Raw genomic sequence first — 25,202 nt, 5'->3', positions numbered from 1 at the left:
CGGCGCTCTCGACTCCGCAGAGAATGAATTCTGGGATCAGACTGGACACGGAAGATTTCGTCTAAGCGGACGAGCTGACCACACGCAGTCGCGTCGTGTCTGCCGAAGGCCGCGTGCTGACGATCTCCAGGATTGCGCAACTCAATTCGCCACCCGGTGAGGAATTCACCACCTACAACATCGAGGTCGCTGGGTCGCACACGTACTTTGTTGGTCAGAGCCGAGTTTGGGTTCACAACACATCAACGCCCTGCAAGCTCGCAATGGACACGTTTGTGACGGCGATCCAGAACGGCGACGACGCCACCCAGGCGGGGCAGAAACTGCTTGCGAAACTACGAAAACTGGATGCTGAAGGCCAGATTCAACTTCCCCATACTGTCGCAAGCCATTTTGAAGACGCAGTCAAGCTCATTGAGGCATCATCGGATTCCACAACCGCGGCAAAAGCTGCTAAACTGAGAAGCCTTGCCCCAAGGGGAACAGTTGTTCGAAACGCATTGGAGGCACATGAACTTGTCCTTGCAAATGACATCGTTTCAAAGTTCGGTGGAAACTTTGTTGGCGCCGCCAAACGAGGACAAGCCGGTTTCGATGGCATCTTGGATGGAGTGAAGGTTAGTCTGAAAGAGACTCAAGGCGGATTGGGTGCGGTACTTCGTCATGCTAGTCAAGCCGAGTCGTCTGCACTGAAAGCAGGCGTGAATGTGGACCTTTACATCAAGGCGGTCAACGTGGGGAAAGATCAGCTACTCGACTTTGCAGCGAAGGGACCACTGTCGAAGATTCCAACCCAAGGGACTATCTCGAAAATTTGGGTGCTTACACGTGATGGCTGGGTCCAGATCGTTCCATAGGGAGTACGAACATGTCCGTTGAACTATCCATCCAAGCGCCACTTGATTTCGCCTACCTCGACGTGCTTAACGCTGTTCGTGAAGGGTTAGATCGATTTTCGAATCGTTCAGAAATCGAAGTGACAAACCCGTCCGAGGACGAGATTCTGGTGCGACATGGTGAAGCCATCGTTCAAGTCACGGTCTCGCACTTTGACTACGATCCGGAAGAAGCAGGACTATGGTGCAGTCTTGACGGAGGTCTTTTTCGAGACAAAGTGACTTACGGCTTGATCGTAGTCATAGCGGAAATTCTGGCTTCGAAACTCGGAGGTAGAATCGTAGATGAGTCGCTTTGGCTTGACAGGGGACGCCATGTGCCTCGCCGGGATTTAGAAGCGATCATTAAGCGTTGTATTGGCGAGCGAGTCTCAGAGCAATCTCTTGGGAACCTAGCAATCGAGCTGAACATGACCGGATAACCATAAAGCCTTGCCCCAAGGAGTGTAGCGGATGAAGCATTTGAGTCCCTTGCACAACTACGACGCGACTTGGGTATACCTGCGGCGACTACGGATGACGCATTCACGTTAAGTAGGCTCGACATTGATGGTCATTCTTTCTTCGGAATTAACGGAGGCGTTGCAAACTCCGATGATGCGGCACGGACGCTGCAGAAGCTGGCAGCAGAGCTTGGGCACAAGGGCCCGACATTTCAGCTTCTCCGCCATGCCGAAGGTGATGTACTCCTCCAAGGGTTTAATAGAGGGAATGGTCAGGGAAAGAGCGCAACCTTGTACGTTGACAATCTTTTCGTCTGCCAAGGCTGTAAATCTGGGCTGAACAACATGCGGCGACTTCTCGGTTTGGAGAAATTAACAGTGATTGATCGGGCTGGGAATGTTCTGGTATGGCCAAGGTAGGAGAGGCACAAATATGACTACGACGACACGTTTTAACCTTCTCCTTCCTAACGGCACGGAACAGGTAGTAAGTGAGGATGTTGAGCAAACAGTCCTTTCGCTTATCCGAGCGTTCGGCGCGGAAAAAAACTGGCCCGACGCGATGGTTATTCAAGGAGACGGTGAAGATTCTGGTTGGCTCCACTTGTTTTCACATGGAGATTTCGGCTGGTTAGTCGTTTGCTGTGGTGACAATGATGCCTTCGAGTATTTTTTGATTGAGGGTGATTCAACGGAGGAAATCGAAGTCAAAAAGGCAGGGTTGATAGACAAATACAAGCGAAAACAGTTTGTCAGATTTGAGTTGGCAGAAAAGGCGATCATTGAGTTCGTGCGATCGGGTAATTGCTTGGCGAGTTTGTGTTGGGAGGAATTGGGGATATAACGCGATAAACTGTAGCCCCAAACAGAACACTTTCGGTCGTCAACAGAAGCGGTTCTAATCCACGTACCGTTGAACAAATCAAAGGGGTCAGGCCTCTTTGTTTTTGGTTCTTCGCAGGTTACGTGTTGCCGGCCTTTTTGATGTCGCATTTTTGGCCGAATTGAGACTGGGTGGATTTTTGGTTCTCTTGAGGGGGGCGTGGGCGAGTTCCTGCGAAGATTGGGGGAGCCCTCTCGACGACTCTTCGTCTCCCGATTCTCTTGGGATGGCCTTGGCCGAATTGAGATCGGGTGGTTTCATTGACCGGCTGTGACTCATTGTTCACGGTCTACGTAAGATGGATTCTTTGCTTCCGCCGGGCTTGCCCCGGTTCGGAGCAACAACTGGCAGCTAGCCGGTAGCACAGTCGCATTCACTTCCCCGCCGCCCGCGAATCGCCAAAGGCGATTCGCGGGCGGTGGGGAGGTTTTGTTTGTTTGGGCAAGTAGCCGTCAGTTGTTTCCTCCGCCGAGACAAGCTCGACGGAAGGAGCTTCCAATCAGAAAAAGGAGGATCGAATCATGTTTGTAAGTTTGAAGTGGGAGGAGTGATCGCGCGAAAAGGGAACGCGCGAGAAAAGGGGACGGGGGTTTTATTTGCACCCAAGCCTATTCGAAACGACAAGGGCGGATATCGCCCTCTACGAAAAAGCACTCTGTGCCGCTCGAGTCTGTGCCTACGAGTCGATGTTCCCGGATGGACAGTCGTTTGGTAATCTATCTGGCGATTTCGTGAGCCGATGACCTTGAGGAGAAAACAAATGGCCGTTGATCTCGATCAACTTCCTGGCGATGACGCGCAGTGGAGTCTTGCTCGGGCTGAAACCGACTCTGGAATTCTGTTCATTCGCCGCAATCAGTCCGCGGAGCCCTTCCTCGGGCATCCCGAGCTTGGGATCAAACTCGGGTTTGCCATTCCCTATCAAGTCGCATCCGGTCGCGATGTTCCTGATTCAGCCGAGAATGAACAAGTCTCTGCGATCGAAGATCAAATCATTGCCAAAGTGGCCCAGTCGGCGACGGGAGTCCATGTGTTGACGTTGACCGATCCGACTTGCAAGGAGTTGATCTTTTACATCAAGCCCGGCGCGGACATCGCTTCGATCCATCAGTCGCTGATGGCCGAGTGCACTTCACATGAAATCCAGTGCATGGCCGAACACGACGCGTCGTGGGAACTCTATCTCCAGTTCTGCCCACCGGCTTGATGAGAGCGAAAAGCCAGCGGACAGCTTTGTCTACTTGAAGGAACCTTCCCATGACTCGGTCACGATAGGGTCCCAGATCATCACTCGGCGGATCATTCCGCGGTCGGTCCCTGGGCCACCGTCGACAAGGAGCGCACCGCCTTGCCAAGTGTACCAATCGCCCATTTGATTGTGTTCGAAAGTCAGGTTGTCATTGCCGTTGTTCAAGCTAATCGATCCCCAAACATAGTGGCTGTGGTTGCCTACAATGATCAAGTTGTCGTTTCGATCCGACGTATGGATACTCGTCCAAACAAAGTCGTTGGCGATCACATTGATCGTGTCTGCTCCCAAACGTCCCGTGTTGATGAAAAGCCCGCCATCGATGTCGCTATGTGTAACACCTACTGTCGCCGCTCCCGATGCCCTGATTTCGAGGTTTTCGTTGACGGTGGAGCTGACCACGCTGATTTGATCGGTTCCCAGTTCGGTCAAGATGTCCAAGTCATTGCATGTGATGGAGCGCAGCAGGGCAATGTCGTTCCCGTCGCTTCCGGGAGGGTCAGATATCAGGATGTTGAATCGAACCGACGCGTTTTCCATGATCAGAGTGTCGTCGCCCTCGCCAAGTCCGATCACGACTTGTGCATTAGCGTTTCCACGCACGTGAAGTGATCGGATGTCAATGAAATCGTCACCGTCAAACATTTCCACGAGCAGGTCATCTGCGATGTAGATCATTTGAGAACTCGCTCCGCCGACCGTCGTCCCGTTGAGCCCTCGGACAATGTGGATTGAGTTGTATACGCGAGAAATCTCGATTGCGTTGTCGCTTGAGTCTCCTTCTATGAGAACCATTCCATTGAGATACACGACCTCAACATCATTGGCGGACAGGTTGGCGGGCAAATTGGCGGAGAGGCCCACCAGCATCAGGGTCATGAAAGCAATTGTTCGTGACATCTTCGGTCTCTTTGTATCAATTTGAGATTGCTGCGCGGCGTCGATATCGATCGAGCCTCAGACATCCCAAGCGTTGAGACAGGAGTATTGTTACAAGCTCATGAAGCCGGATGGTTACCGTAGAAAAAGCAGTATCAGTATTACCGCTACGGCATGTGGGTGGTGAATCCACGGTCTGTGAGTGTTCGTTCAAGTTCGTGACATTGAAGTAGAACGGCTTGGTATTGGGTTGGGTTATCAGACGATTTAAGCACCCGGGCCAGATGACGCAATGCATCAAGTTTGCTTCGCAGGTCACCGGTCGTATCGAAAATATCCGCGCATTCTCGAAAGCATTTGCAAGCCTGATCTGTCTGTTGAAGCTTCTCCAACAGCAAGCCTTCGACCAACATGGCTTCTGCCTTCATTTCCGTGTTGTCTGTTCTCTTGGCGATTCGATGTGATTCATCAATGGCTTCACGGGCTTCCTCATGACGATCCAGGTTCAGCAGTACGTGTCCACGGCGAGATTGCACCGATCCAATATTCAACTCGTTTCCTAGTTTCTGGAGGATTTCCAAGCTTTCGTCGAGGCTAACGATTGCATCGTCAAATTTGCACGCGCAGAGTTGGGCATGTCCAAGTGCATTGAGGGCAACCGCGCGGTTGCCTTGATCGCCAACGGAATCGATCTTCTGCAGGGAACGGCGGAATTGGGAAATCGCCGTGTCGTAGTCTTTTCGCTTATGATGAACGACGCCTTGAGTTGTCAAAACACGGGGCAGCCAAACGTCGAAACGACGGCCTTGTTTCTCGAATCGGCGATAGGCTTCTTCCAATCGGCTGATCGCGTCCGTTGAATTGTCCACATCCGCGTAACAGGCGGCCAAGCTCAGTAGGCGGATGGGGATTTGGGAATCAAGATCGAAATCGACACAAACATCCAACGCCCGTCTCAGTGCTTCGATCGCATCGTTGTATCGGTGTTTGTTTCGGTAGGCTCGTGCAAGCTTTGCGTAGGCGCCCTCCAAAGTCCGTCCGTCGCTAGGATTGAGTCTTTTGCCGGTCGACTTGGCTGAAATGGAATCGATGACTTCTCGAAGCAGGCGTTCGGCGGCGTCGAACCGGCTTAGGAAAATGTAAGTGGACGCGAGCATGGCTCGTGCGCGATTGACTTGATCAATTCCCGCATAAGCTTCGTTGAGGTGAAGCATGCGTTTGTGAACCTCGACAGCTTCATCGAGTCGTGTGAGGTAACCATAGCACTGACCAAGCGTGGACAGAGCGCGTGCCAAGCAGAGTGGCGAGTCTTCTTTCTCTGAAATCTTTACCGCTCGTTCTGCCAGGAAAACTGCTTCTTTGGCGTGTCCCGTCTTGAGCAGCCGAGATGCGACGCAGGTATAGGAGTCGGCAAGCTCTGCACCGTCGCCGAGGCGTTCGAACGTCGCCATGCTTTGTTGCAACAACTCAAGTGCTTCTTCGTGTCTTCGCGCGCCCTCAAGGGCAAAGGCAAGGCTTTTTTGAGTCTTGGCGAGTTCGACCTGCGACGACCATTTCTGTGAACGATCCGCGATTTCTCTCCAAAGGGCGCAACTTTCTGTCAGTCGGTCAACTGCCTCTCTCTGTGAATGATGACCCTGGTCCATTCTCAATGTCGAGCCCAACTGGCGTGTCAGGAAGGCACGCTCGATACGTATGGATTCGGTTGATGGATCCGGCAGTTCTCGAAGTGTGTTTTGTAGTACGCTGATCGCGTCTCGATGGTGTCCGACTGCTGAATGTTCGCGAGCAAGAAGCCGTTGGTTCTGAGCAAACTGTTCCGTATTCCCGCTCTCTTTCAGGCGTTTCCCGTCTATCTCAAGTCGATCGATCACCTCACGCGTAGAGCCGACTTTCCGTAAGAGTTTCGTCATGCGAAACTGAACTCGTCGGAACATGTCGGAGTCGCTGTCATCGGCCCAGAGTTCTAATGCTCTTCGGTAGTCTTCCACAGCGGCCTTGGGGTTTCCCAGAGACTCATTGGCTTGACCGCGGATCCATAAAATTTGGCGATCTGTGTTTTCAGCCTCTTGTTCGCTCAACGATTTCTCGGCGAGGTTCAGCTGCTCCATGGCCGACTGTGCTCGATGGGCGCGGATCAGCAAATCTGCCTTTTCAATCCGAAATCGTCCCACCACGTTCGGACGCGATAACTTCTTGGCCTCAGCAATGAAAGCGTCGATCCAATCCAGGGCATGGTCCATCGCTTTGGTTCGACGCATTTCGCTCAGCGAGCGAAATGCCGTGCTGACGGCTCGTGCGTCTCGGTTTGCATCAAGATCACTTGCGATGATTTTCTCGTAGTGCGGTAATGCGAGATCGTGTTTACCAACCTCCAGGTAGAGATCTCCAAGCCGGCTATTGATCATGTACTCCAGAGTGTTGAGTCGATCTTCTTTGGCGACTTTCAGCGAATTGAGCAATGGCTCGATCGCTTCCATGGGTTGTCGATACGAGCAGTGTAATGTGGCTCTTTCCAATGACAGCTTGATGAACGGCTCTCGGCTACCCAATCTTTGGCTCGCTCGCTCGATCATTTCTTCGGCGACATCCAACTTAATCCTTGCCTCGTCATAGTTTCCTTGGACGCGACAGGTGACGGCGTACTGCAGGCGATTGAGGAACTCCAGATAGTCATTGCCAGCGGCTTTGGATGCAGCGATGGCTTTTTCGTGGGCCGTGAATGCTTGCTCGAATTCCCCACATCGTCGATGAATCAACGCAAGGCATGAGGACGCATGCGCTGCTTGCCGCCAATCTTCGATTTTTTCGCACAGACTGAGCGCCTCCTGGATCGCTTCGATGCTTTGCTCGAACTTTCCATTCCTTAGCAGTAGCGCGGAGTGAGGAATCAAGCTGCGGATGAGTTGATGTGTCCAGCCCAGTTTGCGAAGGATCTTCTCACTTGCTTCGAAGTCCGCGAATGCGAGCGTCCGCTCATCAAACTTTTGGCTCGACCCTCGTGCCTGCGCCAACGCGGAGAGGGAAACTGCTTGAAGGGATTGGAATCCGTGCTCGCGTGCGATGTCGACTGCCTCCGCAAGGCATTGAATCGCGCGTTTAAGTCGCCGCATCTTTCGATGGATCGTGCCGAGTTCCAGCAGAACATGGATCGTATTGACGGCATCCAGCTCGCTGCGACGCCGGAGCACGTGTTCCAGTGTTGCTTTCGCTTCACTGAAACGGTTGGCCTGTCGCAATGCTCTGGCTTCAGTCACGGCTAGGTTCAAAGCCGACGAATTGTAGTCCAGCTCCGCAAGCATCTGATGGCCCTGTTCCAGATGCTCCCGTGCCTTTTCCAGTTCACCCATCTGTCGGTAAGTGGCTCCGAGGCTGACGAGGCATTTGGCTTTCGCACCGGAGTTTCCCGTGGCTTCGGCCAAATGCAATGACTCTGTTGTGTTCTTGATGGCCTCCTCAAAGTGTCCAAGGTTGCGATTGGCGCTGGATAGGATTCTCAGTGACCAACCCAGTTTGGTATCGTCGTTGCCTGTTCGACACAAATCGACGAATCGGACCAAGACATCCTCCACCGATTGATGGGGTCTGCGTAGGCGGACCGTCTTGATGAAAATATTGAGCAACTCCTCCAGCTCATCAGAGCCTGACTCCTGTTCGACGATGGGAAGCAGTGTTTCCAGTCGACGAATCGCTTGTTCGAAGGTTTCCTCGTCTTCGATCATAGAAATCGCGTCGATTAGCGATCGGGTTGCCTTGAACATCTGGCCGAGATGTTGGTGAATTAGCGATTCTTTTAAGTATTCGGTGGCCGCCTCTGAACGTCGATGTTGTTGCTTTAGAAACGTTGCGTACCTATGAACTCCCTTTACCTGCCGTCCTTGTTTGCCCGTTTCCTCGCAAAGTCGTATCGATTCGAGAAAGTGGAATTCTGCTGTTGGTTCTTTCTGCCGGGCCAGAATGCCAGCAAGGACGGAGTGCTGTGTCGCTAGGCTAGACAGATCATTGTGTTGATTGCTGAGATTGATGGCATCACGGATCAATGCGACCGCTTCCTTTTCACGATCCATCTTACTGAGCAACAGTGCACGAGACGTGTTGAAGTACTCTAGTTGCCGACTTGCTCCGATCGACTTGGCGATCGGAATTGCTTCGTCAAGTAATTCCAGGGCCTCGTGTTTCCCCGTTGGCGATCGTTGCTTTACAAGGGCGAGCTGATGAAGCGCCTCAGCGAGCAATCGAGGGTCATCAAGTGGTCTCAATCTTTCAATTGCAGATTCAAAATGCTGTTCTGCCCTCTGCAACCAATGTCGTTTACGGTGCACTCGGCCGATTTCAACAAGCAGCCGCGCCGACGTTCGTTCCAGCTTTGCCTCGTCGGATGTGATAAGTGCCGTTCGCAAGAGGGCGATGCACTGACTGATCTCGGATTTGCTTTCGAGGGCACGGGCAATCAACATGCTGCAGGAAATCTGCGATTCTCTGTCGTCCGCCGCTGCGAAGAGGCTTTCGCACTGATGCAGTTGCTCGATGGAGCGATTGAGGACATCCTCGCTGTGGCTGGCTCGAAGGCGGAAATGTTCCAGGTTCAACCTTAGTTTGGCGATGTCTACCGTTGCCTCCGTTTTGGTGGCCATGTAGGAGTCTGCCAAACGCAATGCGTGTTTGGAAAATCCGAGACCGGAAAGGCTCCCGATCAAACATTGCCAAAACTCGTCATCGTCGGTGGCGTTTTCGAGCATCCATTTGCCAGCGGAAAGGAATCCATCACTATCGATCGATAGCCAGTCTTTATCATCAGTGTCTGCAAAATTCTTGATCAGTTCACGGTAGTAGTGTGCGTTGCGCTGAGTCAGTTCGGCGAGTGATTCGCGGACATGGGTGTCGTCCATGAGACGGTCGCGTACCAACGATCCGACAAAAAAACGATCGAATCCGTCAGCCGTCGTGATCAGGGACATGTCTGACAAAATGCCTGCGGCACGATTGATTTCAGCCGTGGACAATTGGGCGACAAAGCCCCATGCGTCGCGGGAGAACCCTGTTCGCGGGCAAACGGACAGTGAACGCCATGCTTTTTCTGTCGTCGCGTCCAGTTGACTTGCCGCAAGAAGTGCAGCGGTCGCCTGCATCGATTTCTTGGAAGTAGTTTCCATCCATGTCGTTCCCTCTTGAGAAATCGTTTCCAAAATGCTCGTCAGTGGAGTGGGCGACTCAGACTGTCGTGCCAGACGGCCGACGAAGTCGACCGCCCATGCGTTGCAATCGATTCGCTTGAGGATCTCCTGCGCCGCGTTCCACTCGGTGTCCAGCAATTCATCGGATTTTGAAATGCCGAGAAGCTCGGTGGCGGCTTCCTGTGAAAGTGGCGGGATGCAAACCTGTGCGTTCTTCGAAATGCCCAACTGGTCCAATAGACTTCGATTGGAAGTGGTGATGATGACCCGACATCGCCCCTCGGGGATGAGTTCACCGACGGACGGATCGTCCACATTGTCAAAAACAAGCAACGCCTCCGTGTCGCCAAAAAAGTTCGTCATTTTTCGCCCAGGGGCGAGATCCATGAGGGCAGCGTTGTGATCGATTTGGGTCAAGAAATGGTTGGCGATCCTGGAAATGGTAAGATCGCTGCAGTTTTCAATGAGCACACCTGGCGACGAAAGTTGCGACTGTATTTGGTAAGCGAATTGATACGCTAAGTAGGATTTGCCAACACCCGCAGCACCGTAAAGACCAATGATACGTTCGCCTTGATCAAACATCAGACGTTTGACTTCTGAAATCAATTCCTGGCGTCCGACGAAGGGTGTCTGCTCCACAAGACGTCTCGAGAACCATTCCCGTTCCTGACGATTGGTTCTTGCCGTTTCAATCGCTGTTTGAAGGCCACTGGTGATGAGTCGCCGCAGATGTTCCAGGTCGCTGAATTGAGGGCAATGATACTGAGACAGGTGTTGCTTGAATGCCGCTAGCAGTGGAGCAACGGAAGGCGTCTGAATTGCCTCGTAGTCCTTGGGTAAAACGGCAACGGAGTCATTGATCACGGTTGGGCACACGACCAAACCGTTTTCTTCCGCCGCCTCCACTTCGAGCCATGTGATGCTTCTTTGGTCGTGCCCTCCAAGATCGTCCGGGGGAATCCAGCCGTATCGATGAGCGACCAGGACGACAAGAATGTCACATTCGGCGACACGTTTCTTGCACCAATCAACCCCGCGGTCGCCAGTCGGTCCCGACGTCGCGTAGTCCGTTACGACGGCGCCCAGTTGCATCGCGACTTCATTGACCACTGCGGCGTGCTCTCGCAGGTCGCTGCCGGTGTATGAGACAAAGACCCGTGGACGAAACTGGGAGGGACTCATTGGTGAATGACTAAACAGATGTGATTGAAGTTTGTATCCAGACGGTTGCATAGTTTATCGGAAATGCATCGCGTCGGTGCTTATCCGTGGTGCGATTCCATTGAGCTGAACGTCCTTCAGGTCATTTCTTCACAGTTTCGTCCAAATAATAGACCCGCATGGTTTCGCGGTTGTCGTAGCCGCCTGCTGCGACGATGAGGTTGTTTTTGGGGTGGTAGTCGATGCTGCGGAAGGGCATCTGGCGATTCTCGGGGAGCGGTTCAAATCTTGCCAGTTCCTGGCCTGTTTCCACGTCGACCATCAAGAGGCTGCCCTTGTACGTGGCGACAAGTAGTCGACGCTCGTCAATCAATTTCAGCCGGTGAATGCCACCTCTGCCGCCCACGTCAAACATTCGTAGACGTTGTAGATCTTGATCGAACACACAGATACGTCCGCTCACGCCGCCGGTGACGCAGCGTGTTGCATGAGGGCTGATTGCGACACTCGCGTAGATGTCTTTTGATTGAGCCTTGCTGATTTCGTTGCCGTTGTCGGCAGACCAGTGGGTGAGCACTCCAAGATGCCGGTTCTCGGCATCCAATTTGTGACCACCGGTGAAAACTGATTGACCGTCAGTGGCAAAGCAGATGCCTCGGAGCGATTGGCCCGCGGTGATGTCGCTCCAGAGGAGACTGCCATCGTCAAGGTTCCTGAGTTGGATGGTCGAACCGTGACCGCCGGCGATGGCCAGTTGTTTGGAGTCTGGAGAAAACGCGATCGCGTCGGCGCTCGGCGGATGTTTGAACTCCCAAACGACTTTGGATTGGACCGAGTCGATAACACGTACGTTTCCAGACTGGTAGGCGTGTGCCGTAAGCATTCCATCAGGCGAAATCGCAGCCAGTTTTAGCCGGTCGTTTCCTGGGACGATTTCCGTGCACCGCGAAACCAGCATGGCATCCAAGTCGAGTCGTTCCATCGTACCGAACTTGGGAACGACGGCGATCTCGTCTGTCCCAAGCAAGAATCGCACCGCGAAAACCGCTTTGTCGTTGGACGCTTTGGGGCGACGGATGGCGGGAATGAATCGCTCCGAGGGTACTTGGACGCCAAATACGTTGATGTCGTGACCCATCCCGGCAACACAGAGTTTCTGGTCATCTTTGGAAAGTTGTAGCACAGTCACCAACGGCAACCCCACGTCGCGATCGTTGACGTGTTCACCGGTTGCCAAGTCCCACATGCGAATGCGATCTCGCAGACAACCGCTCAACAACGTGCTGCCCGATTGAGAAAAAGTGAGACAAGTCACCGCGGTGGGGTGCTTTCGCCATCTGAATTCTTGTTTGCCCGATCGAACGTCGTACACCAAGACTTCGCCATCTTGACGTCCCAGAGCGAAACGATTCCCCGAGGGGCTCGCTCGCAGTGCGCTGATGTTCGGTCCATTGGAGGAACCCTTTGCGTGCACGTCCAGACTCGGCCAGCGACGCTGTTGCCAGTCGTTGTCGCCTGCAAGCATCAAGACATCGGAGTTTTCGCTTGCTGAAAGAAGCCGGTAGGGTTGGTCCAACGGGACCGACTCGCCGGCCATGATCTCTGAGTTCGGGTTCACACTCCAGCGGCACAAGGCTGGTTGATCGGACAAGCCGACGAGTTGTGTCGTGTCTTTGCCAACCGCCAGAGCTTGCAGTTTGCCATCCGCCGTCAGCTCCGTGAGTTTGCTTCCTTCGTCAACATTCCAAATGACCAGTTTGCCATCGAGATCCAGTGTTGCGAGCAGCCGATCATTGTTGATGAAACGCACGTGCCGAATCGGGACGTTGTGTTCGTCGTTGAGGGTATGCAGCGGTTCGATGTTGTCGAGGCGACGAATCATGATCCGACCGAGCGAATCGCCGATCGCCACCAGTTGTCCGTCACTTGAAAATGAAGCGTCAAAGATCGCGGTCTCATCGACCACTTCCTTCGGCAGTTCCCACGACCAAACGGTCGGCGTCCGATCGAACTCCACCGGCTCTCGTCGATTGGACGGTTCCTGGCCCGACAGATGATTGGGCAGGCAGGTCAGCAAGATCAGTGCCGTGAATCGACAAAAAAGACTGGCGTTCATGATCATTCTTTTTCTAATCTTCGTGGAAACGTGTTTGCATCATTTCCAATCAAGTTCAATTCACGATCGGGGCATCAGGGGAATCGGTGTTCGTCACCTTCGATCTCGATAGCCTACAGCATGTCCACAGGGTCGATGTCGATCACGTATTGGACGTCGTCTTTTTCGGGGATTTTGAAGGTTTTGGTGGCGGTGCGAATCGTGTCGCCGAGTTTCCGCGGATCCAAGGCTTGCAGCAAAATATGGAAGCGGTATTTGCCGCGGAGCTTGACGATGGGCGGCGGCGCGGGGCCAAGGATGCGGACATCGGCGCCGAGCGATTGCTTGGCGGCTTCCAAGCGTCCGACGAGAGATTCCGCGGTCGCTTCGGTCACCTCCTCGATCGCGCCTCGGATGATGATGCGGGCGACGCTGCCCAGCGGTGGATAGTTGAACTTCGCCCGATTGATCATCTCGGCTTCGGCGAACTGGTAGTAATCGTGGCGTGAGGCGGCTTGGATGGCCATGTGCTCGGGCGAAAACGTCTGCACGATCACGCGTCCGCCGCGGTTGCCACGTCCCGTGCGTCCGGCGACTTGGGTGACCAACTGGAACGTCCGTTCGGCGGCTCGGAAATCGGGGAAGTGCAGGGCACCGTCGGCGTTGATCACGCCGACGAGCAATACGTTGGGAAAGTCCAAGCCTTTGGCGATCATTTGCGTTCCCAGCAGCAGATCCAATTCCCCCGAGCGAAACGCGGACAGGACTTTCTGGTGGCTGCCGGGGCGTCGCATCGTGTCGCTGTCCATGCGGGCGATCCGTGCGCCGGGAAATCTCGCTTTGACTTCTTCTTCCAATCGTTGTGTGCCCAGACCGCTGTAGCGAATCCCATCGAACTTGCACGCCGGGCACCACGGTGGCGTTGCGATGGTGTAATCGCAGTAATGACAGACGGCTTTGCTGCCATCGCGGTGATGTGTCAATGGCATGTCGCAGTCGGGGCAAGCGACCACGTGACCGCAGGCGGGGCACTGAATCGTGGTGGCGAAACCGCGACGATTGAGCAACAAGATGACTTGGCCTTTTTCGTTGAGCACTTCCGTGACGGCCAAGTGCAACTGTCGGCTGATCGCTCCGCGTCGACCGCGGTCTTCCTTGAGTCTCAAGTCGACCAGTTGGACATCGGGCATCGGTCGATTGCCCACGCGGTTGGGCATGCTGATCATTTCCGCGTGTCCGGTTCGAGTCGCGTGCCACGACTCGAGTGATGGGGTAGCGCTGCCGAGCAAGAGCGGAATGCCGAGCGACTGCGCGCGTGCAAAAGCGACTTTGCGTGCGTGGTACCTAGGCTGGCTGTCTTGTTTGAAGGACCCGTCGTGCTCTTCGTCGATGATGATCAGACCGAGGCGGGGCAGGGGAGCAAAGACGGCACTTCGTGGCCCCACCACCACTTGGACTTCGCCGCTGCGAATGCGTTGCCATTGAAAGTGCCGTTCGGCGGGAGTCATCTGACTGTGCAACACGGCGACGGAGGGGAAACGACGTTCGAATCGTCCGCGTGTTTGCGGAGTGAGGCTGATCTCGGGGACCAGGACAATCGCTGCACGGCCGAACTTCACCACGTGCTCGATCGCTTTGATGTAGACCTCTGTTTTGCCGCTGCCGGTCACGCCGTGCAGCAGCAATGTGGCTGCTTTGCCGGTATCCAGTGCCGCGGTGATTTTTTGTAGGGCATTGGTTTGGTCCTCGGTCAAATCGTGCGTCTGGTTTTTTTCGCCATCATCGATCTGCCATCGTGTGGAAGAACCCGACGTCATTTCGCGTCGCACGGTTTCGCGGAGCAGACCTTTTTTGCGCAGCGTGTTGACCGGCGCGGCCGTGCATTCGGCGTGGATTTGCAATTGAGACGACGTCATCGGACGAGCAGCGGCGATCAGCAGACGCAGGACGCGTTGTTGTTTGGCAGGCAGGGCGGCAACGACGGTTTCGTCGTCGGTCGACGGGGCAGGGGAGAGGTATGTTGTTTCGCGGGTGCCCGCATTGGTGCGGACGCTGGATGGGATCAGCGTGTCAAAGACTTGGCCGGCCGGCGATTGATAGTAGTGGCTCATCCAAGTAACCAACCGAACCAGCGGCGGATCGCAAAGAGGCTCATCGTCTAGGATTTCAGCGACGTCACTCAGCGAGCGGTTGTGCGATGAGCCTTGTTTGGTTTCGATGCACCATCCTACGGTCGGTCGTTTGCGACGGGCCAGCGGAACGTGGACGCGCATGCCAGGTTGCAGGTGTTCTCGCATGGCGTCGGGGATGCGGTAATCGTAGGGACCGTGGGGCGCGTCGCTGAATACCACGCTGGCCACCGCGATGTCTTCTTGGGCCGCCAGTTCCCATGGCGGCGGATCGGTGTCGAACAGGGTTCCCTGGGTGGATACCGTGCCATCATCCGGGTCCGTTGACTCGGCGTCCGTGTCAAAGAATCCCGGAGCAGACAGGCTGCCATGCGGGTCTGGTTCCGGCGGCGGATCGGTCGGGGCAGGGGAGGGTGACATGAAATCGGGATGCGGTGATTTTGGCGACGAACTTGTGTGGCTCGTCGCGGGGTCTGCATCGGTGTTGGGTGGCGACGCAGGGTTTTCGAGATCGGAATCAACGCCCGTGCTGAAAACCGCGTTGGCAGCCGAGTGGGAATGGTTTGGTGAATTAACAAGCATAAAGGATCATCCCTGTTTGGGGGCGGTGTCGAGTAGGATTGTCGAAACAGAGAGCGACACGTATGGTCCAACGCGGGGCGGAAACACGCAGAAACTGAGGAAAGAATGCGACGAAAACGGATCGGAATCTTTGGCGGGTCATTTGATCCGGTACACCTGGGACACTTGTGGATCGCCGAAACAGCGATGGAAAGACTGCAGTTGGATGCATTGCATTGGATTCCGGTGGCACAGTCGCCGTTGAAAGCCCGGAACCCGCTTGCCAGTGACCAGCAACGTCTGGAGATGTTGGCTTTGGCGGTCAGTGGTCGCGACGGGTGGGTGGTCGACGATCGTGAGATTCGACGCGAAGGGGTCAGTTACACGGTCGACACGGTGGAGCAATTGCAAGCCGAGATGCCCGACACGGATTGGTATCTGATCATCGGCAGTGACTCCCTGGCCTCGATGGAGCGATGGCACGAGCCGGAAAAGCTACTTCGTCAGGTGACGTTGGCGGTGGTGCAGCGAGGTGGCCAACCGGAGATCGAGTTTTCGGTGTTGGACGGTTTGGTTGATGCGGCGCGTGTGGAGGAGTTTCGTCAGAGTGTGATCAAGATGCCCGTGATCGAGATATCCAGCAGCGAGATCCGCGAGCGAGTAGGGCAGGGCAGTAGCATTCGTTTCCGCGTCCCACGTCCGGTCGAAACGTATATCGAAGCAAACGATCTGTATCCGCCGCTGCCTTAGGTGAGCGAGCGTGGGGGTGTGTGGTGTGTAAGTCTGGAAAGGCTGGCGTACATTGGGGGTGTGTCAGTCTAGAAAGACTGACGTACGTTGGGCTGACGTACGTTGGGCTGACGTACTCACGCGTCGTGGTTGCGGAGGGCGTCGGCGAGTCTGAGGGTTTCGGTGACGACGAGGTTCACGCGGGTTTGGATGTCTTCGTCTGCCAGTTCGTTGCCTTCGAAACTTTCGCCGGTCGCATAGACGAATCGGGGCACGATGTGGCAACGGAAATCCAGCATCAGGCTATTGGCCAAACCCATTGCCGACATGTAGCTGACGCCACCGCCGGCGGCCAGCATGAGTGAGACGACTTTGCCCGTCCAACGTTTGCCGGTCAGTTCGATCGCGTTTTTCAGAGCGGCGTTGACGTCGTAGTTGTAGACGGGGGATGCGATGAAGATGCCGTGCGATTGCTCGATCAGCTCGGCGAGTTTCTGGACGTGAGCATCACCGTAGGCTGTTGCGCCGTCACAGATCGGCAGGGGAAACTCCACCAGATCAAACCAAGTGGTCTCACGTTTCTGTTCCTGCAATTGTTGCAGGGCGGCACGGCCCAAGATGCGGCTTCGGCTGTTCGGATTGAGGCTGCTGCTGAGGACCAAGAACATCGGTGGACTCGACGAAGTGAGGGATTGTCATGTCCCTGAATACTAAGTCAGACCGCTCGCTTTTGACAGCGGGCGGTCTGGAGTCACGACGGTCCGTGATGTGAATCGACCGGGATAGACTCGGTCCGAGAGCTTGAATCAGCAAGCGCCGGCGTAATCGTCGCTGTCCATTCCGAGTCGGTTTTTCAAGATGTTGAATTGATCGTAGAACGATTCGCTGCTGCTGTGCACATGTTCGGCTTCCGTGATGAACTTGATTTTCTCGTCCGGATAAACGTCACCGGCGATCAGACGCTGTTCAAACTGCTCCAGTGGCCGCCCGTAGACGATCAGCAGTTTATGCTCGTCCAGTTGGACTTCCTGCCGCTTGGAGGGATTGATGACGGCGATACCGGTGCAGCCGTCGTTGAGCAGCAGGTCCTCGTGTTCCAGCAGGATGCTCTTGAGCACCGGCATGTCGATGTGTTCTCGATAGAGATCCTGGTGATGGCCGTTGGAGTGATGACTTGTTTCCAGCACGACATCGACCACGTCCCCCAACGCGTCGATCAGGTCCAGGAAAAGTTCCATCAACTGACGGCGTGTGGCCGATGCCATCAGGACCGGAGTCCGGACATTGTTGACGTCGTCAATGTATTCATCAAACCGGTAGCCTTGCCGCGGTACGACTTGCAAGTCATACGACGGTCGAATGGCATCGGTCAATTCAAACACGCCATAGGTGTTGATGCCCATGTGAGTTTGCAGTTCTTCTTCCGAGAGCGTTTCAAAGCTTCCCGGCGAGAGAACTTCATTGGTCTCATCCCCACCCGTGCTGCGAAGGATGCGTTTCAAAAAACCCATGTCGTGTCGTCCAGACGAACCTACTGTGATGCGAATTTGCGCCGGCGCCTGATCCGTAAGAGAACGGGCGGTCGTCGGCCCGGCCTCATGACCAAGCTGTCTACACCGAACGCTAGGTCACTTCATTGACCTGTTCGTTTGTTTCAAAGTCACAGACCGTCTGACGGCCAGATTCGCTCACCTAAAGCCTGTGTGATTGCCATAATCGGTACAGCCGGATTCGTGGGACCGGATTGCCTCGCTGCTTGTATACTCATGGGATGACCACGTTTGGGATGGCGTTTTCATCTCGACGACGGGAGTGAACCAGGGGGGCGAGCGATAGCTCCGTTGAAGCTAAGGTGACTTTCAACGGAGAGCTGGCGGGGAGGATTTGGTAGTGGTGCTGATCGATCATTCATTCATAGGCGTTCTTCTCTTGGCAATCACAGTATTTCGAGACAACGCGTCAGGTTCAGATGCCCGACCACTGGCGCGAGTCGTCCAACTGATGATGATTTCAGCCGTCATGGGCATGATCGGATGTGACATGCCTCCGCGACCGCCGATCGAGCGTGCGCCGGTCAGTGATGCCGCGTCTGTGGAGCCGCAGGAGGAGGTCGAGATTGTGGAGCCTCCGCAAGATGCTTTCATGGGCGATTGGGAGACGTGGGAGGTGTACCGGATTGCTGGCCGCAATGTCGGCTATCGGCACATCACTGCGGAATCGCAGTTCGACCGAGATTTGATCGCCAGTGGTGATACCCAGGTTCGTTACACGTTGCAGGACGAAGTGTTGTTTCGAAAGGGGCATTTGCGATTTGTTCAGTCGCTGTCGCAAACCAGTCTGGAGACGCCCAAGGGTGAGCTGAGAAGTTTCAATGCGGATCTGCGTGTCGGGCCGATGCAAACCCTGATGTCGGGCAATTCGGCGGGGCGTTTGCTGGCGATCGAAACGATTCGCGGAACGTCACGTGTCAGTCGGACATTGCCTTGGGCGTCCACCACGCGCGGACTGCTGGCACGATATCAATCGCTGCGCCGCAATCCGATGAAGAAGGATGAGACACGAAAGTTGCGTTACCTGCTGCCTTGGCGATACGAATTGGCGATCGCGGAATTGTTTTGCAGCGGGCAGTCAGCGATTCCGATGTTGGATGGACAATTCCAACTGTTGACCGAAATCACTTGTCGGATCCGGGTTGACGATCAAATCGTTGCCGAACACATGATTTGGACGGACGACAAAGGGATCGTGCAGAAGACGTTGGAACCATCGACGCGACTGGAGTCGTACCGGACACAAAAGAGTGTTGCGTTGGCGGCCTTGGGGGAAACATCGATTCGACCGGATCGATCGATGGAGCCGGAGCAAGCTGCACCGAGGCATCTGTTTACCGCAACTGTGGATGTTCAAGGTCAGATCGAGCGTCCCGACGATGCCTCGCGTGTTGCGTTCTCGGTGTCGATCAAACCCAGGTCCGCTGACCCTGAGCAGGCTGACCCTGAGCAGGCTGATGAGTCACCGGTCATCTTGCCGGCACCGCATCAATTGGTGCGGCAGGTGGAGGGCGGGTATCAGGTTTTGGTCTCGCGAGATCCTGAGAACCGGGACGGATTTGACGCGTTCACCGAGCAGCCCAGCGATGAGGACTTGGCGTCCACCACCGTTTTCAATCATCAGGAACCTCTGGTGGCACGGATGACGGCCGCCTTGGCGGACAAGCCCAAAAAGGAAGCGGCCTTGGAGTCCGCCAAGGTGGTTCATGGCGTATTGGGGTGGAGCGACGACGGGGTGATCGAGCGGGCGTCGTTGATTGCCAGTCGCGCAGGTGGCGGGAGTATCCAGCATGCCATTTTGTTGACGTCCATGTTGAGATCGTTGAATATTCCAGCCCGGCTTGCGATCGGAGTGAAGTACGAATCGCTGCAGGAGCCGTCGGATTCATCCATCGAGAATGCGGATCGTAGCGACGTTGCCAAGGCCAGTCCGTCACGAATGGACATCGATTACTGGACGGTCGCATTCGTCGATGGGCAATGGTTGGCGCTGGATGCCACCACGGGCGATATTGCATCGCCAGATCGAATCACACTGATGACTTCTCATTTGGGCGGGGCCAACGAATACACCGATGTCGGCCGCGCTTTTGAGATGCTGGGGCGACTGGATATCCAAGTCTTGAAAGCTCAGTACTAAAGGTTCAGTGCGACGAAGCCAAATGAGCTTGCACGGCGGCCAGTAGCGGGTCGATTGTTTGTTCTTGGATACAGTGGGGTGGAGCCCACTGCATCCAATGGAATCCATCATGTTCGGTAAGCCGGATGGCATGTGGTTCTTTGACCCAGCCGAGAAAGTAGGCCACGTGTTTGGTGAACTCTTGGTCGCCGGTTTTTTTGTAGCGAACGGGGTAGGTGAGTTCGAAACGAAAATCATCGTCTAGGCAGATTTGATCGGCATCGATCCCGGTTTCTTCTTGCGTTTCTCGCAGAGCTGCCTCGGCGAACGACTCACCGGGTTCACAGTGTCCTTTGGGCAAGTCCCAGCGATCGGGATGCCGCATCAACAAAAATTCTGTGGGGTCGCACCTCGTCATCAACAGGATTCCTGCGGCGCGGACGGGTTGGTTGGGGTCGCGTTTCGATTTTCCTGGATTGGGCATACTTGTCCTATCGGGCGGGACGCCTAAAACGTCTGGTACACTCGACGTTTTTTCTGGCAAAGATTCCTACGAATGAAAATCTACACGCGAACCGGTGATGCCGGCAGCACCGGACTATTTGGCGGCCCGCGAGTCTCCAAGGACGACGACCGGATCGAGTCCTACGGTACGGTGGACGAATTGAATGCGACGCTGGGGGCGGCACGGGCGGCGGGATTGTCATCGGAAATCGACCGGCAATTGGATCAGATTCAACACGAGCTTTTCTCGATCGGCGCCGAACTGGCGACGCCCGATCCCGACCAGCACGGCATGCGACTGATCGGCCCGTCCCATATCGAGCGTCTGGAGGGCTGGATTGATTCGCACGAGGAGGCACTGGAGCCGCTGAAGCACTTCATCTTGCCCGGCGGAACCGCCGCTGCGTCCATGGTTCATCTCGCACGAGCGATCTGTCGACGGGCAGAGCGACGGGTGGTGACACTGTCGGGGCACGAGGGAGCGGGAATATCGGAAACCCTGATCGTCTACCTGAATCGATTGAGCGACTATTTGTTCGTGCTTTCACGGGTGATCAACCACGAATCGGGTGTGGCGGAAGTCCAATGGGTCCGGCCATAGCGGCGAAATGGGGCACTGTGGTTGCCAGCCAGCCACGTGTACAATATCGCGGTTGGGGGGCGGAGCCGTCCGGCGAAACGGACGGGCGGGAAAGGACGGGCGGAATGGCTTGGGCGGACTGGCTTGGGCGGATTCGCACGGCCGGTCCGGCAACCCAATCTCCGCAATTACCCCTCGTTTTCTATCTGATGTAATACTCTGAGGCAGGATCGTGAAAAAAGTCGAAGCCATCGTTCGTCACTTCAAGTTGGAAGACGTCAAGAATGCGTTGACCGATCATGGAATTCACGGCATGACGGTCAGTGAAGTGCGCGGGTTTGGTCGGCAAAAAGGGCACACAGAAATCTACCGGGGGACAGAGTACGCGATCGACTTTGTACCCAAGGTCAAAATCGAAGTCGTTTGCACCGACGAAAATTTGCAGACCGTGTTGGACTCGATTTTGCAGACGGCCCAAACCGGGCAAATCGGTGACGGCAAGATCTTTGTGACCAACCTGGAGGACTCGATCCGAATCCGAACCGGCGAGCGTGGTGAAGAAGCGCTGTAGTCGCTGTCGTCCCATTCGCCCGCTTGCAGGTCATGACCTATGAATGCTCCTTCGATTTCGGAGGTTTCATTGCGCAGCCGCGAGCGGTTGCAGAAAGGTCGTCAGCGTTGTCGCGAGCAACACGACAGCGGTTCGGGCGGGTTCCAGATTTCCACGCGTCTGGCCGAGTTGTACGACGATGTGGTTTCCGACGTTTGGCAGACTGCTTGTGAGTGCCATTTCGATGGTGTCGCGCCCTCGGGGATCGCACTGGTTGCCACCGGCGGTTTCGGCCGCCGCGACGTAGCACCCTTCAGTGATGTCGATCTGTTGTTACTGGTCAAGCGTGGATCGTCTCGCGACGCGGAGATGATCGGCGGTGCTCTGACACGTGACCTCGCCGATGCCGGTCTGCAGGTCGGCTTTGCCATGCGAACTGTTGGCGAAGCCTGTGCGTTGTCGTGGCTGGATCCCAAAATCTTTTCATCGCAGACCGAGTCGCGTTTTTTGGCCGGCAGTCTGCAACTCTACACCAAGTTCTTTCGGTCGCTTCGCCACGGTGCCATGCGTCGGGCGACCTCTCTGGTTCGCTCGGTGATCGCGGCACGCAAAGAAGAGCAGCACAAATGGGGTGAGACCAACTACTTGCTGCGGCCCAATATCAAATGTTCACGGGGGACGTTGCGCGACATTCAGTTGATTCGCTGGATCGGGTTTGCACGCTATGGCGAAGTCGACCTGGAGCGTTTGTTGTTGTTGGGAGTATTGCCCAGCGAAGACTATCAGATGCTACGCAAGGCGTACGACTTTTTGCTGCGGCTACGCAACGAGCTTCACTTTCGCAACAACCGTGCCCAGGACGTTCTGGATCGGCCCACGCAAATGGAGATCGCCGATGCGTGGGGATACGCGGCTTCTGAGGGAATGCTGCCGGTGGAGGAGTTCATGCAGGACTTTTTCGATACCACCCGCGGCGTCCGATATGCGGTCTCCTTTTTTAGCGACGACAATCGCAGCCGTCCTTGGATCAAGCAGCTGGGGGAACGCCTCCTGTCCAGCCGTGTCGGCGATCACATGTTGATGGGCCCGACGCATGTGTGGGTGGAGAAAGGACACTTGGAGAGTTTTGCGCAGAGCTTGCCTCAAGTCTTGCGGCTGATGAGCTTGGCCAATCACCACTGCAAACGCATCGGTCATCGGACTTGGGAAGCCATCCGTGAAGCGATGCTCAATCGCCAGCCCGTGCCTCCGGACGCCGAATCCATCGGTGCCTTTTTGACCTTGCTCAGTCGACCTGGTCGACTCGCCCCGCTGCTGCGTCGGTTGCACGAATTAAGGATCATCGAGCAGTTGATTCCAGCTTTCAAACGCACACGGGGATTATTGCAGTTCAATGCTTATCACAAATACACGGTCGATGCGCACTGCATTCGTGCCGTCGAGGCGGCGACGGATTTGCAAGACGAACCCACTGCGATGGGCAGGAGGTATCGTCGACTGAAAGACAAGACGCTATTGCACTTGGCGTTACTGATTCATGACGTCGGAAAAGGTTATGAGGAAGATCACTCGATCGTTGGGGCACGTATCGCGGAGGAGACGGCGGACTTTTTGGAACTGGATGCCTCCAGTAAAGATATCTTGTCGTGGTTGGTCCTGAAACATCTTGCCGTCAACACCATCGCCTTTCGCCATGACTTGAGCGATCCTCAAATCGTGTTGTCGTTTGCCAAAGAGGTTGGGTCGATTCGGCGGTTGGAGTTGTTGATCGTTCACGCCGTGGCCGATTTGGCCGCAGTGGGGCCCGACACGTTGACTTCGTGGAAGCTCAACTTGATCGAAGACCTGTACTTACGGACTCGCCGGTACTTTGAAACCGGAAACCTGCCAGGCGAACAGGATGCCAAGCTGGACCGGATTCGAGATGAGATCGCCAAATTGCTGAGAGATTGTGATGCGGAGCCCGTGTGTTCTCAGTTGCTAACAGAACTGCCGCTTTCACTGCTTCGACGTAGTAGCCCAGAGGAGATTGGGCAGGAGTTGGTTCAAGTCGGCAAAGCGTTCGCGGCAGGCCAACGCTCCAGGTGCTTCGGTGCCTACGACTCCGAGGCTCATGTCGTGCGGTACACCGTTGTGTTTCGACAAGGCAAGCAGCGGATCGGTGCCTTCGCTCGGGTCACCGCGGCGCTGGCAGCGTCGGGGCTGAATATCTTGCGGGCGGAAATCGAGACCGTTGCCGATGTCGTGTGGGACGAGTTTTGGGTGTCCGATCCCGATCATGTCGGCGAGCCGCCCGAGTCTCGGGTCAAGAAGGTTTGTGAGAGTGTGCGGCATCTGCTGGAAACTCCTGATGCGCCACTGCCACCGCAGCGACAGACTTGGGCGATGACTCGCAATCGAGAACCGGAGACCGTCAAGCTGTTGCCGACCAAGGTGGAACTGGATAACGAAACGCTCAAACGCTACACGATCCTGTCCGTGTTTGCGTACGATCAAGACGGGTTGCTGTCGCGGATCGCTGCCACGTTCTTTCAATTGCGGCTCGAGTTGCACTTTGCCAAGATCGATACGCACCTGGATCAGATCGCGGACGTCTTTTATCTGTCCGAAATCGATGGCAGTCAGATTCGCAGCGAAGAGCGCCAGGAAGAGCTGCGTCAAGCGATCTTGAGCGTGTTGGAGAAACCTTGAGGGCAATTCGGTTTGTCGCGTTTGACGAAACCTTGGTTGTTGCATCGAACATCCACACGTGGTGTGATCGAAACACAAGAGTTTTCTCGCAACTGATTTGCTTTCATTGCGCCGCGCGGCAAGAGTTGTCATGACTGGGTGTGGATCTGGATTTCTAGCACCCGCTGCGATTCGGCTCGACCGAATCGGCATGACCTCCCGTCCCGACTCTCGACCACATGGATGTTTACGATGCGTAAATTCGCTTTCACTGGGATCTTGGCCTCACTCGCACTGGCCACCGCTGTTTCTTCGTCACACGCGAAAGATGACTTCTCTGCTTTGTTGAGCGATCTGACCTTCCCCAACGCGTTGGCGCAACAGCCAGCCGCCCGCGTCGCCGATGCAGGCCCGGTAATTGATTTACCGGAAACGTCGTCTGTTCCCCCAATGACCGGAATGGAATTGCCGCCGGACACGATGGCTGAGCAGGTTCCCGCACCGCAGCCGGTCACCACACATGTGGATGCCTACGCACCTGGTTCGGTGCAGCAGAACGAGTTCGTCGCCGCAGAGGGATACCACAACGTGGATCCAAACTGCAGCAGTTGCGCATCGGGTTGCGACCAAGGATGCGGTAACGGATGCAACCGTGGATGCAGCGGCCCAACTTGCACGCCTTATGTTGCTCCTCAGTTGCCATCATCGAGTTTCTACCAGTACTGGCGCTCCAATGCTTGCAATACGCGAGTTTGGGACGGGTATCAGAACAAGTGCTGTGAGGCGAGCAAGCACACGATGGGGCAATGTGATTGCTTCAAGCCGCGCAAGAAGTTGTGTGACATGGGTTCATGCTGCATCGAGCATCCCGTCGATTGCGGGCCCGCTCCCGCTTGCTGGACGAAATCGTCGTGTGACACTTGCGACGGAAATTGAGGGTTTCACTCCTCGGATCTGATTCGATGACGATCGATCCCCAGCGTTTTCTAAGAGCGTTGGGGATGATCGAAAAAAAACTTCTGACTCA

Annotated in this window: 18 protein-coding genes; 11 read left to right on the top strand and 7 right to left on the bottom strand. The window is 55.2% G+C overall.

All coding sequences use genetic code 11. The annotated features are described in order from the left end of the window. The first annotated feature begins 263 nt into the window (after positions 1-263). From Pla52nx_RS29075 to Pla52nx_RS29060, 5 genes are all read left to right on the top strand, one after another. Positions 264-857: a hypothetical protein gene (locus Pla52nx_RS29075; protein WP_197454791.1), complete on the top strand. Its 594-nt coding sequence runs from the start codon at positions 264-266 to the stop codon at positions 855-857. Between the two features lie 11 nt (positions 858-868). Next, entirely contained in the window at positions 869-1,318 is a 450-nt protein-coding gene (locus tag Pla52nx_RS29070; RefSeq protein WP_146521452.1) for a hypothetical protein, read from the top strand. A gap of 69 nt (positions 1,319-1,387) precedes the next feature. Further along, entirely contained in the window at positions 1,388-1,759 is a 372-nt protein-coding gene (locus tag Pla52nx_RS33060) for a cytidine deaminase-like fold-containing protein (protein WP_425289846.1), read from the top strand. 13 nt (positions 1,760-1,772) lie between these two features. After that, entirely contained in the window at positions 1,773-2,183 is a 411-nt protein-coding gene (locus Pla52nx_RS29065) for a hypothetical protein (RefSeq protein ID WP_146521451.1), read from the top strand. 799 nt (positions 2,184-2,982) lie between these two features. Further along, positions 2,983-3,429, top strand: coding sequence for a DUF695 domain-containing protein (locus Pla52nx_RS29060; protein ID WP_146521450.1), 447 nt, complete (start codon positions 2,983-2,985; stop codon positions 3,427-3,429). Positions 3,430-3,459: 30 nt separating this feature from the next. On the opposite strand, the gene Pla52nx_RS29055 is transcribed toward Pla52nx_RS29060, so the two are convergent. From Pla52nx_RS29055 to priA, 4 genes are all read right to left on the bottom strand, one after another. Beyond that, entirely contained in the window at positions 3,460-4,371 is a 912-nt protein-coding gene (locus tag Pla52nx_RS29055; RefSeq protein WP_146521449.1) for a hypothetical protein, read from the bottom strand. Positions 4,372-4,517: 146 nt separating this feature from the next. Continuing rightward, positions 4,518-10,709, bottom strand: coding sequence for a tetratricopeptide repeat protein (locus Pla52nx_RS29050; RefSeq protein WP_197454790.1), 6,192 nt, complete (start codon positions 10,707-10,709; stop codon positions 4,518-4,520). 121 nt (positions 10,710-10,830) lie between these two features. After that, complete coding sequence (locus Pla52nx_RS29045; RefSeq protein WP_197454789.1) at positions 10,831-12,804, bottom strand: WD40 repeat domain-containing protein; 1,974 nt, start codon at positions 12,802-12,804, stop codon at positions 10,831-10,833. A gap of 113 nt (positions 12,805-12,917) precedes the next feature. Then, positions 12,918-15,332 (bottom strand): replication restart helicase PriA, encoded by a 2,415-nt coding sequence (gene priA, locus Pla52nx_RS29040; protein ID WP_315855008.1) that lies wholly within the window; start codon positions 15,330-15,332, stop codon positions 12,918-12,920. Between the two features lie 267 nt (positions 15,333-15,599). Here priA and nadD point away from each other — a divergent pair, with 267 nt between their 5' ends. Beyond that, positions 15,600-16,223 (top strand): nicotinate (nicotinamide) nucleotide adenylyltransferase, encoded by a 624-nt coding sequence (gene nadD, locus Pla52nx_RS29035; RefSeq protein ID WP_146521445.1) that lies wholly within the window; start codon positions 15,600-15,602, stop codon positions 16,221-16,223. 116 nt (positions 16,224-16,339) lie between these two features. On the opposite strand, the gene Pla52nx_RS29030 is transcribed toward nadD, so the two are convergent. Then, a complete protein-coding gene (locus Pla52nx_RS29030) occupies positions 16,340-16,870 on the bottom strand; it encodes an NADPH-dependent FMN reductase (RefSeq protein WP_146521444.1) in 531 nt (176 codons plus the stop codon). 138 nt (positions 16,871-17,008) lie between these two features. After that, positions 17,009-17,713, bottom strand: coding sequence for a hypothetical protein (locus tag Pla52nx_RS29025; protein WP_146521443.1), 705 nt, complete (start codon positions 17,711-17,713; stop codon positions 17,009-17,011). A gap of 418 nt (positions 17,714-18,131) precedes the next feature. Here Pla52nx_RS29025 and Pla52nx_RS29020 point away from each other — a divergent pair, with 418 nt between their 5' ends. After that, the gene (locus Pla52nx_RS29020) at positions 18,132-19,892 is read left to right on the top strand and encodes a transglutaminase domain-containing protein (protein ID WP_231742146.1); all 1,761 of its coding nucleotides are present in this window, start codon (positions 18,132-18,134) and stop codon (positions 19,890-19,892) included. A gap of 4 nt (positions 19,893-19,896) precedes the next feature. On the opposite strand, the gene Pla52nx_RS29015 is transcribed toward Pla52nx_RS29020, so the two are convergent. Next, the gene (locus Pla52nx_RS29015) at positions 19,897-20,355 is read right to left on the bottom strand and encodes a bis(5'-nucleosyl)-tetraphosphatase (RefSeq protein ID WP_146521441.1); all 459 of its coding nucleotides are present in this window, start codon (positions 20,353-20,355) and stop codon (positions 19,897-19,899) included. 72 nt (positions 20,356-20,427) lie between these two features. Between Pla52nx_RS29015 and Pla52nx_RS29010 the strand changes: the two genes are divergently transcribed. The 4 genes from Pla52nx_RS29010 (at position 20,428) to Pla52nx_RS28995 (ending at position 25,111) form a co-directional block, all read left to right on the top strand. After that, positions 20,428-20,976, top strand: coding sequence for a cob(I)yrinic acid a,c-diamide adenosyltransferase (locus Pla52nx_RS29010; RefSeq protein WP_146521440.1), 549 nt, complete (start codon positions 20,428-20,430; stop codon positions 20,974-20,976). 211 nt (positions 20,977-21,187) lie between these two features. Next, a complete protein-coding gene (locus Pla52nx_RS29005; RefSeq protein WP_146521439.1) occupies positions 21,188-21,526 on the top strand; it encodes a P-II family nitrogen regulator in 339 nt (112 codons plus the stop codon). A gap of 39 nt (positions 21,527-21,565) precedes the next feature. Continuing rightward, complete coding sequence (gene glnD, locus Pla52nx_RS29000) at positions 21,566-24,196, top strand: [protein-PII] uridylyltransferase (protein ID WP_146521438.1); 2,631 nt, start codon at positions 21,566-21,568, stop codon at positions 24,194-24,196. Positions 24,197-24,427: 231 nt separating this feature from the next. Continuing rightward, positions 24,428-25,111, top strand: a complete 684-nt coding sequence (locus tag Pla52nx_RS28995; protein WP_146521437.1) for a hypothetical protein — start codon at positions 24,428-24,430, stop codon at positions 25,109-25,111. Positions 25,112-25,202: the final 91 nt, after the last annotated feature.

The organism is Stieleria varia (assembly GCF_038443385.1).
Lineage (GTDB): Bacteria > Planctomycetota > Planctomycetia > Pirellulales > Pirellulaceae > Stieleria > Stieleria varia.
Note: the sequence above shows the minus strand (reverse complement) of the source record. Positions and strands in the feature narration are given on the sequence as shown.

What these genes read in the sequence shown, in the direction of transcription:
- Pla52nx_RS29075 (WP_197454791.1), top strand. Translation starts at nt 264, where the DNA reads ATGGACACGTTTGTGACGGCGATCCAGAACGGCGACGACGCCACCCAG.
- Pla52nx_RS29070 (WP_146521452.1), top strand. Translation starts at nt 869, where the DNA reads ATGTCCGTTGAACTATCCATCCAAGCGCCACTTGATTTCGCCTACCTC.
- Pla52nx_RS29065 (WP_146521451.1), top strand. Translation starts at nt 1,773, where the DNA reads ATGACTACGACGACACGTTTTAACCTTCTCCTTCCTAACGGCACGGAA.
- Pla52nx_RS29060 (WP_146521450.1), top strand. Translation starts at nt 2,983, where the DNA reads ATGGCCGTTGATCTCGATCAACTTCCTGGCGATGACGCGCAGTGGAGT.
- Pla52nx_RS29055 (WP_146521449.1), bottom strand. Translation starts at nt 4,371, where the DNA reads ATGTCACGAACAATTGCTTTCATGACCCTGATGCTGGTGGGCCTCTCC.
- Pla52nx_RS29050 (WP_197454790.1), bottom strand. Translation starts at nt 10,709, where the DNA reads ATGAGTCCCTCCCAGTTTCGTCCACGGGTCTTTGTCTCATACACCGGC.
- Pla52nx_RS29045 (WP_197454789.1), bottom strand. Translation starts at nt 12,804, where the DNA reads ATGAACGCCAGTCTTTTTTGTCGATTCACGGCACTGATCTTGCTGACC.
- priA (WP_315855008.1), bottom strand. Translation starts at nt 15,332, where the DNA reads ATGTCACCCTCCCCTGCCCCGACCGATCCGCCGCCGGAACCAGACCCG.
- nadD (WP_146521445.1), top strand. Translation starts at nt 15,600, where the DNA reads ATGCGACGAAAACGGATCGGAATCTTTGGCGGGTCATTTGATCCGGTA.
- Pla52nx_RS29030 (WP_146521444.1), bottom strand. Translation starts at nt 16,870, where the DNA reads ATGTTCTTGGTCCTCAGCAGCAGCCTCAATCCGAACAGCCGAAGCCGC.
- Pla52nx_RS29025 (WP_146521443.1), bottom strand. Translation starts at nt 17,713, where the DNA reads ATGGGTTTTTTGAAACGCATCCTTCGCAGCACGGGTGGGGATGAGACC.
- Pla52nx_RS29015 (WP_146521441.1), bottom strand. Translation starts at nt 20,355, where the DNA reads ATGCCCAATCCAGGAAAATCGAAACGCGACCCCAACCAACCCGTCCGC.
- Pla52nx_RS29010 (WP_146521440.1), top strand. Translation starts at nt 20,428, where the DNA reads ATGAAAATCTACACGCGAACCGGTGATGCCGGCAGCACCGGACTATTT.
- glnD (WP_146521438.1), top strand. Translation starts at nt 21,566, where the DNA reads ATGAATGCTCCTTCGATTTCGGAGGTTTCATTGCGCAGCCGCGAGCGG.
- Pla52nx_RS28995 (WP_146521437.1), top strand. Translation starts at nt 24,428, where the DNA reads ATGCGTAAATTCGCTTTCACTGGGATCTTGGCCTCACTCGCACTGGCC.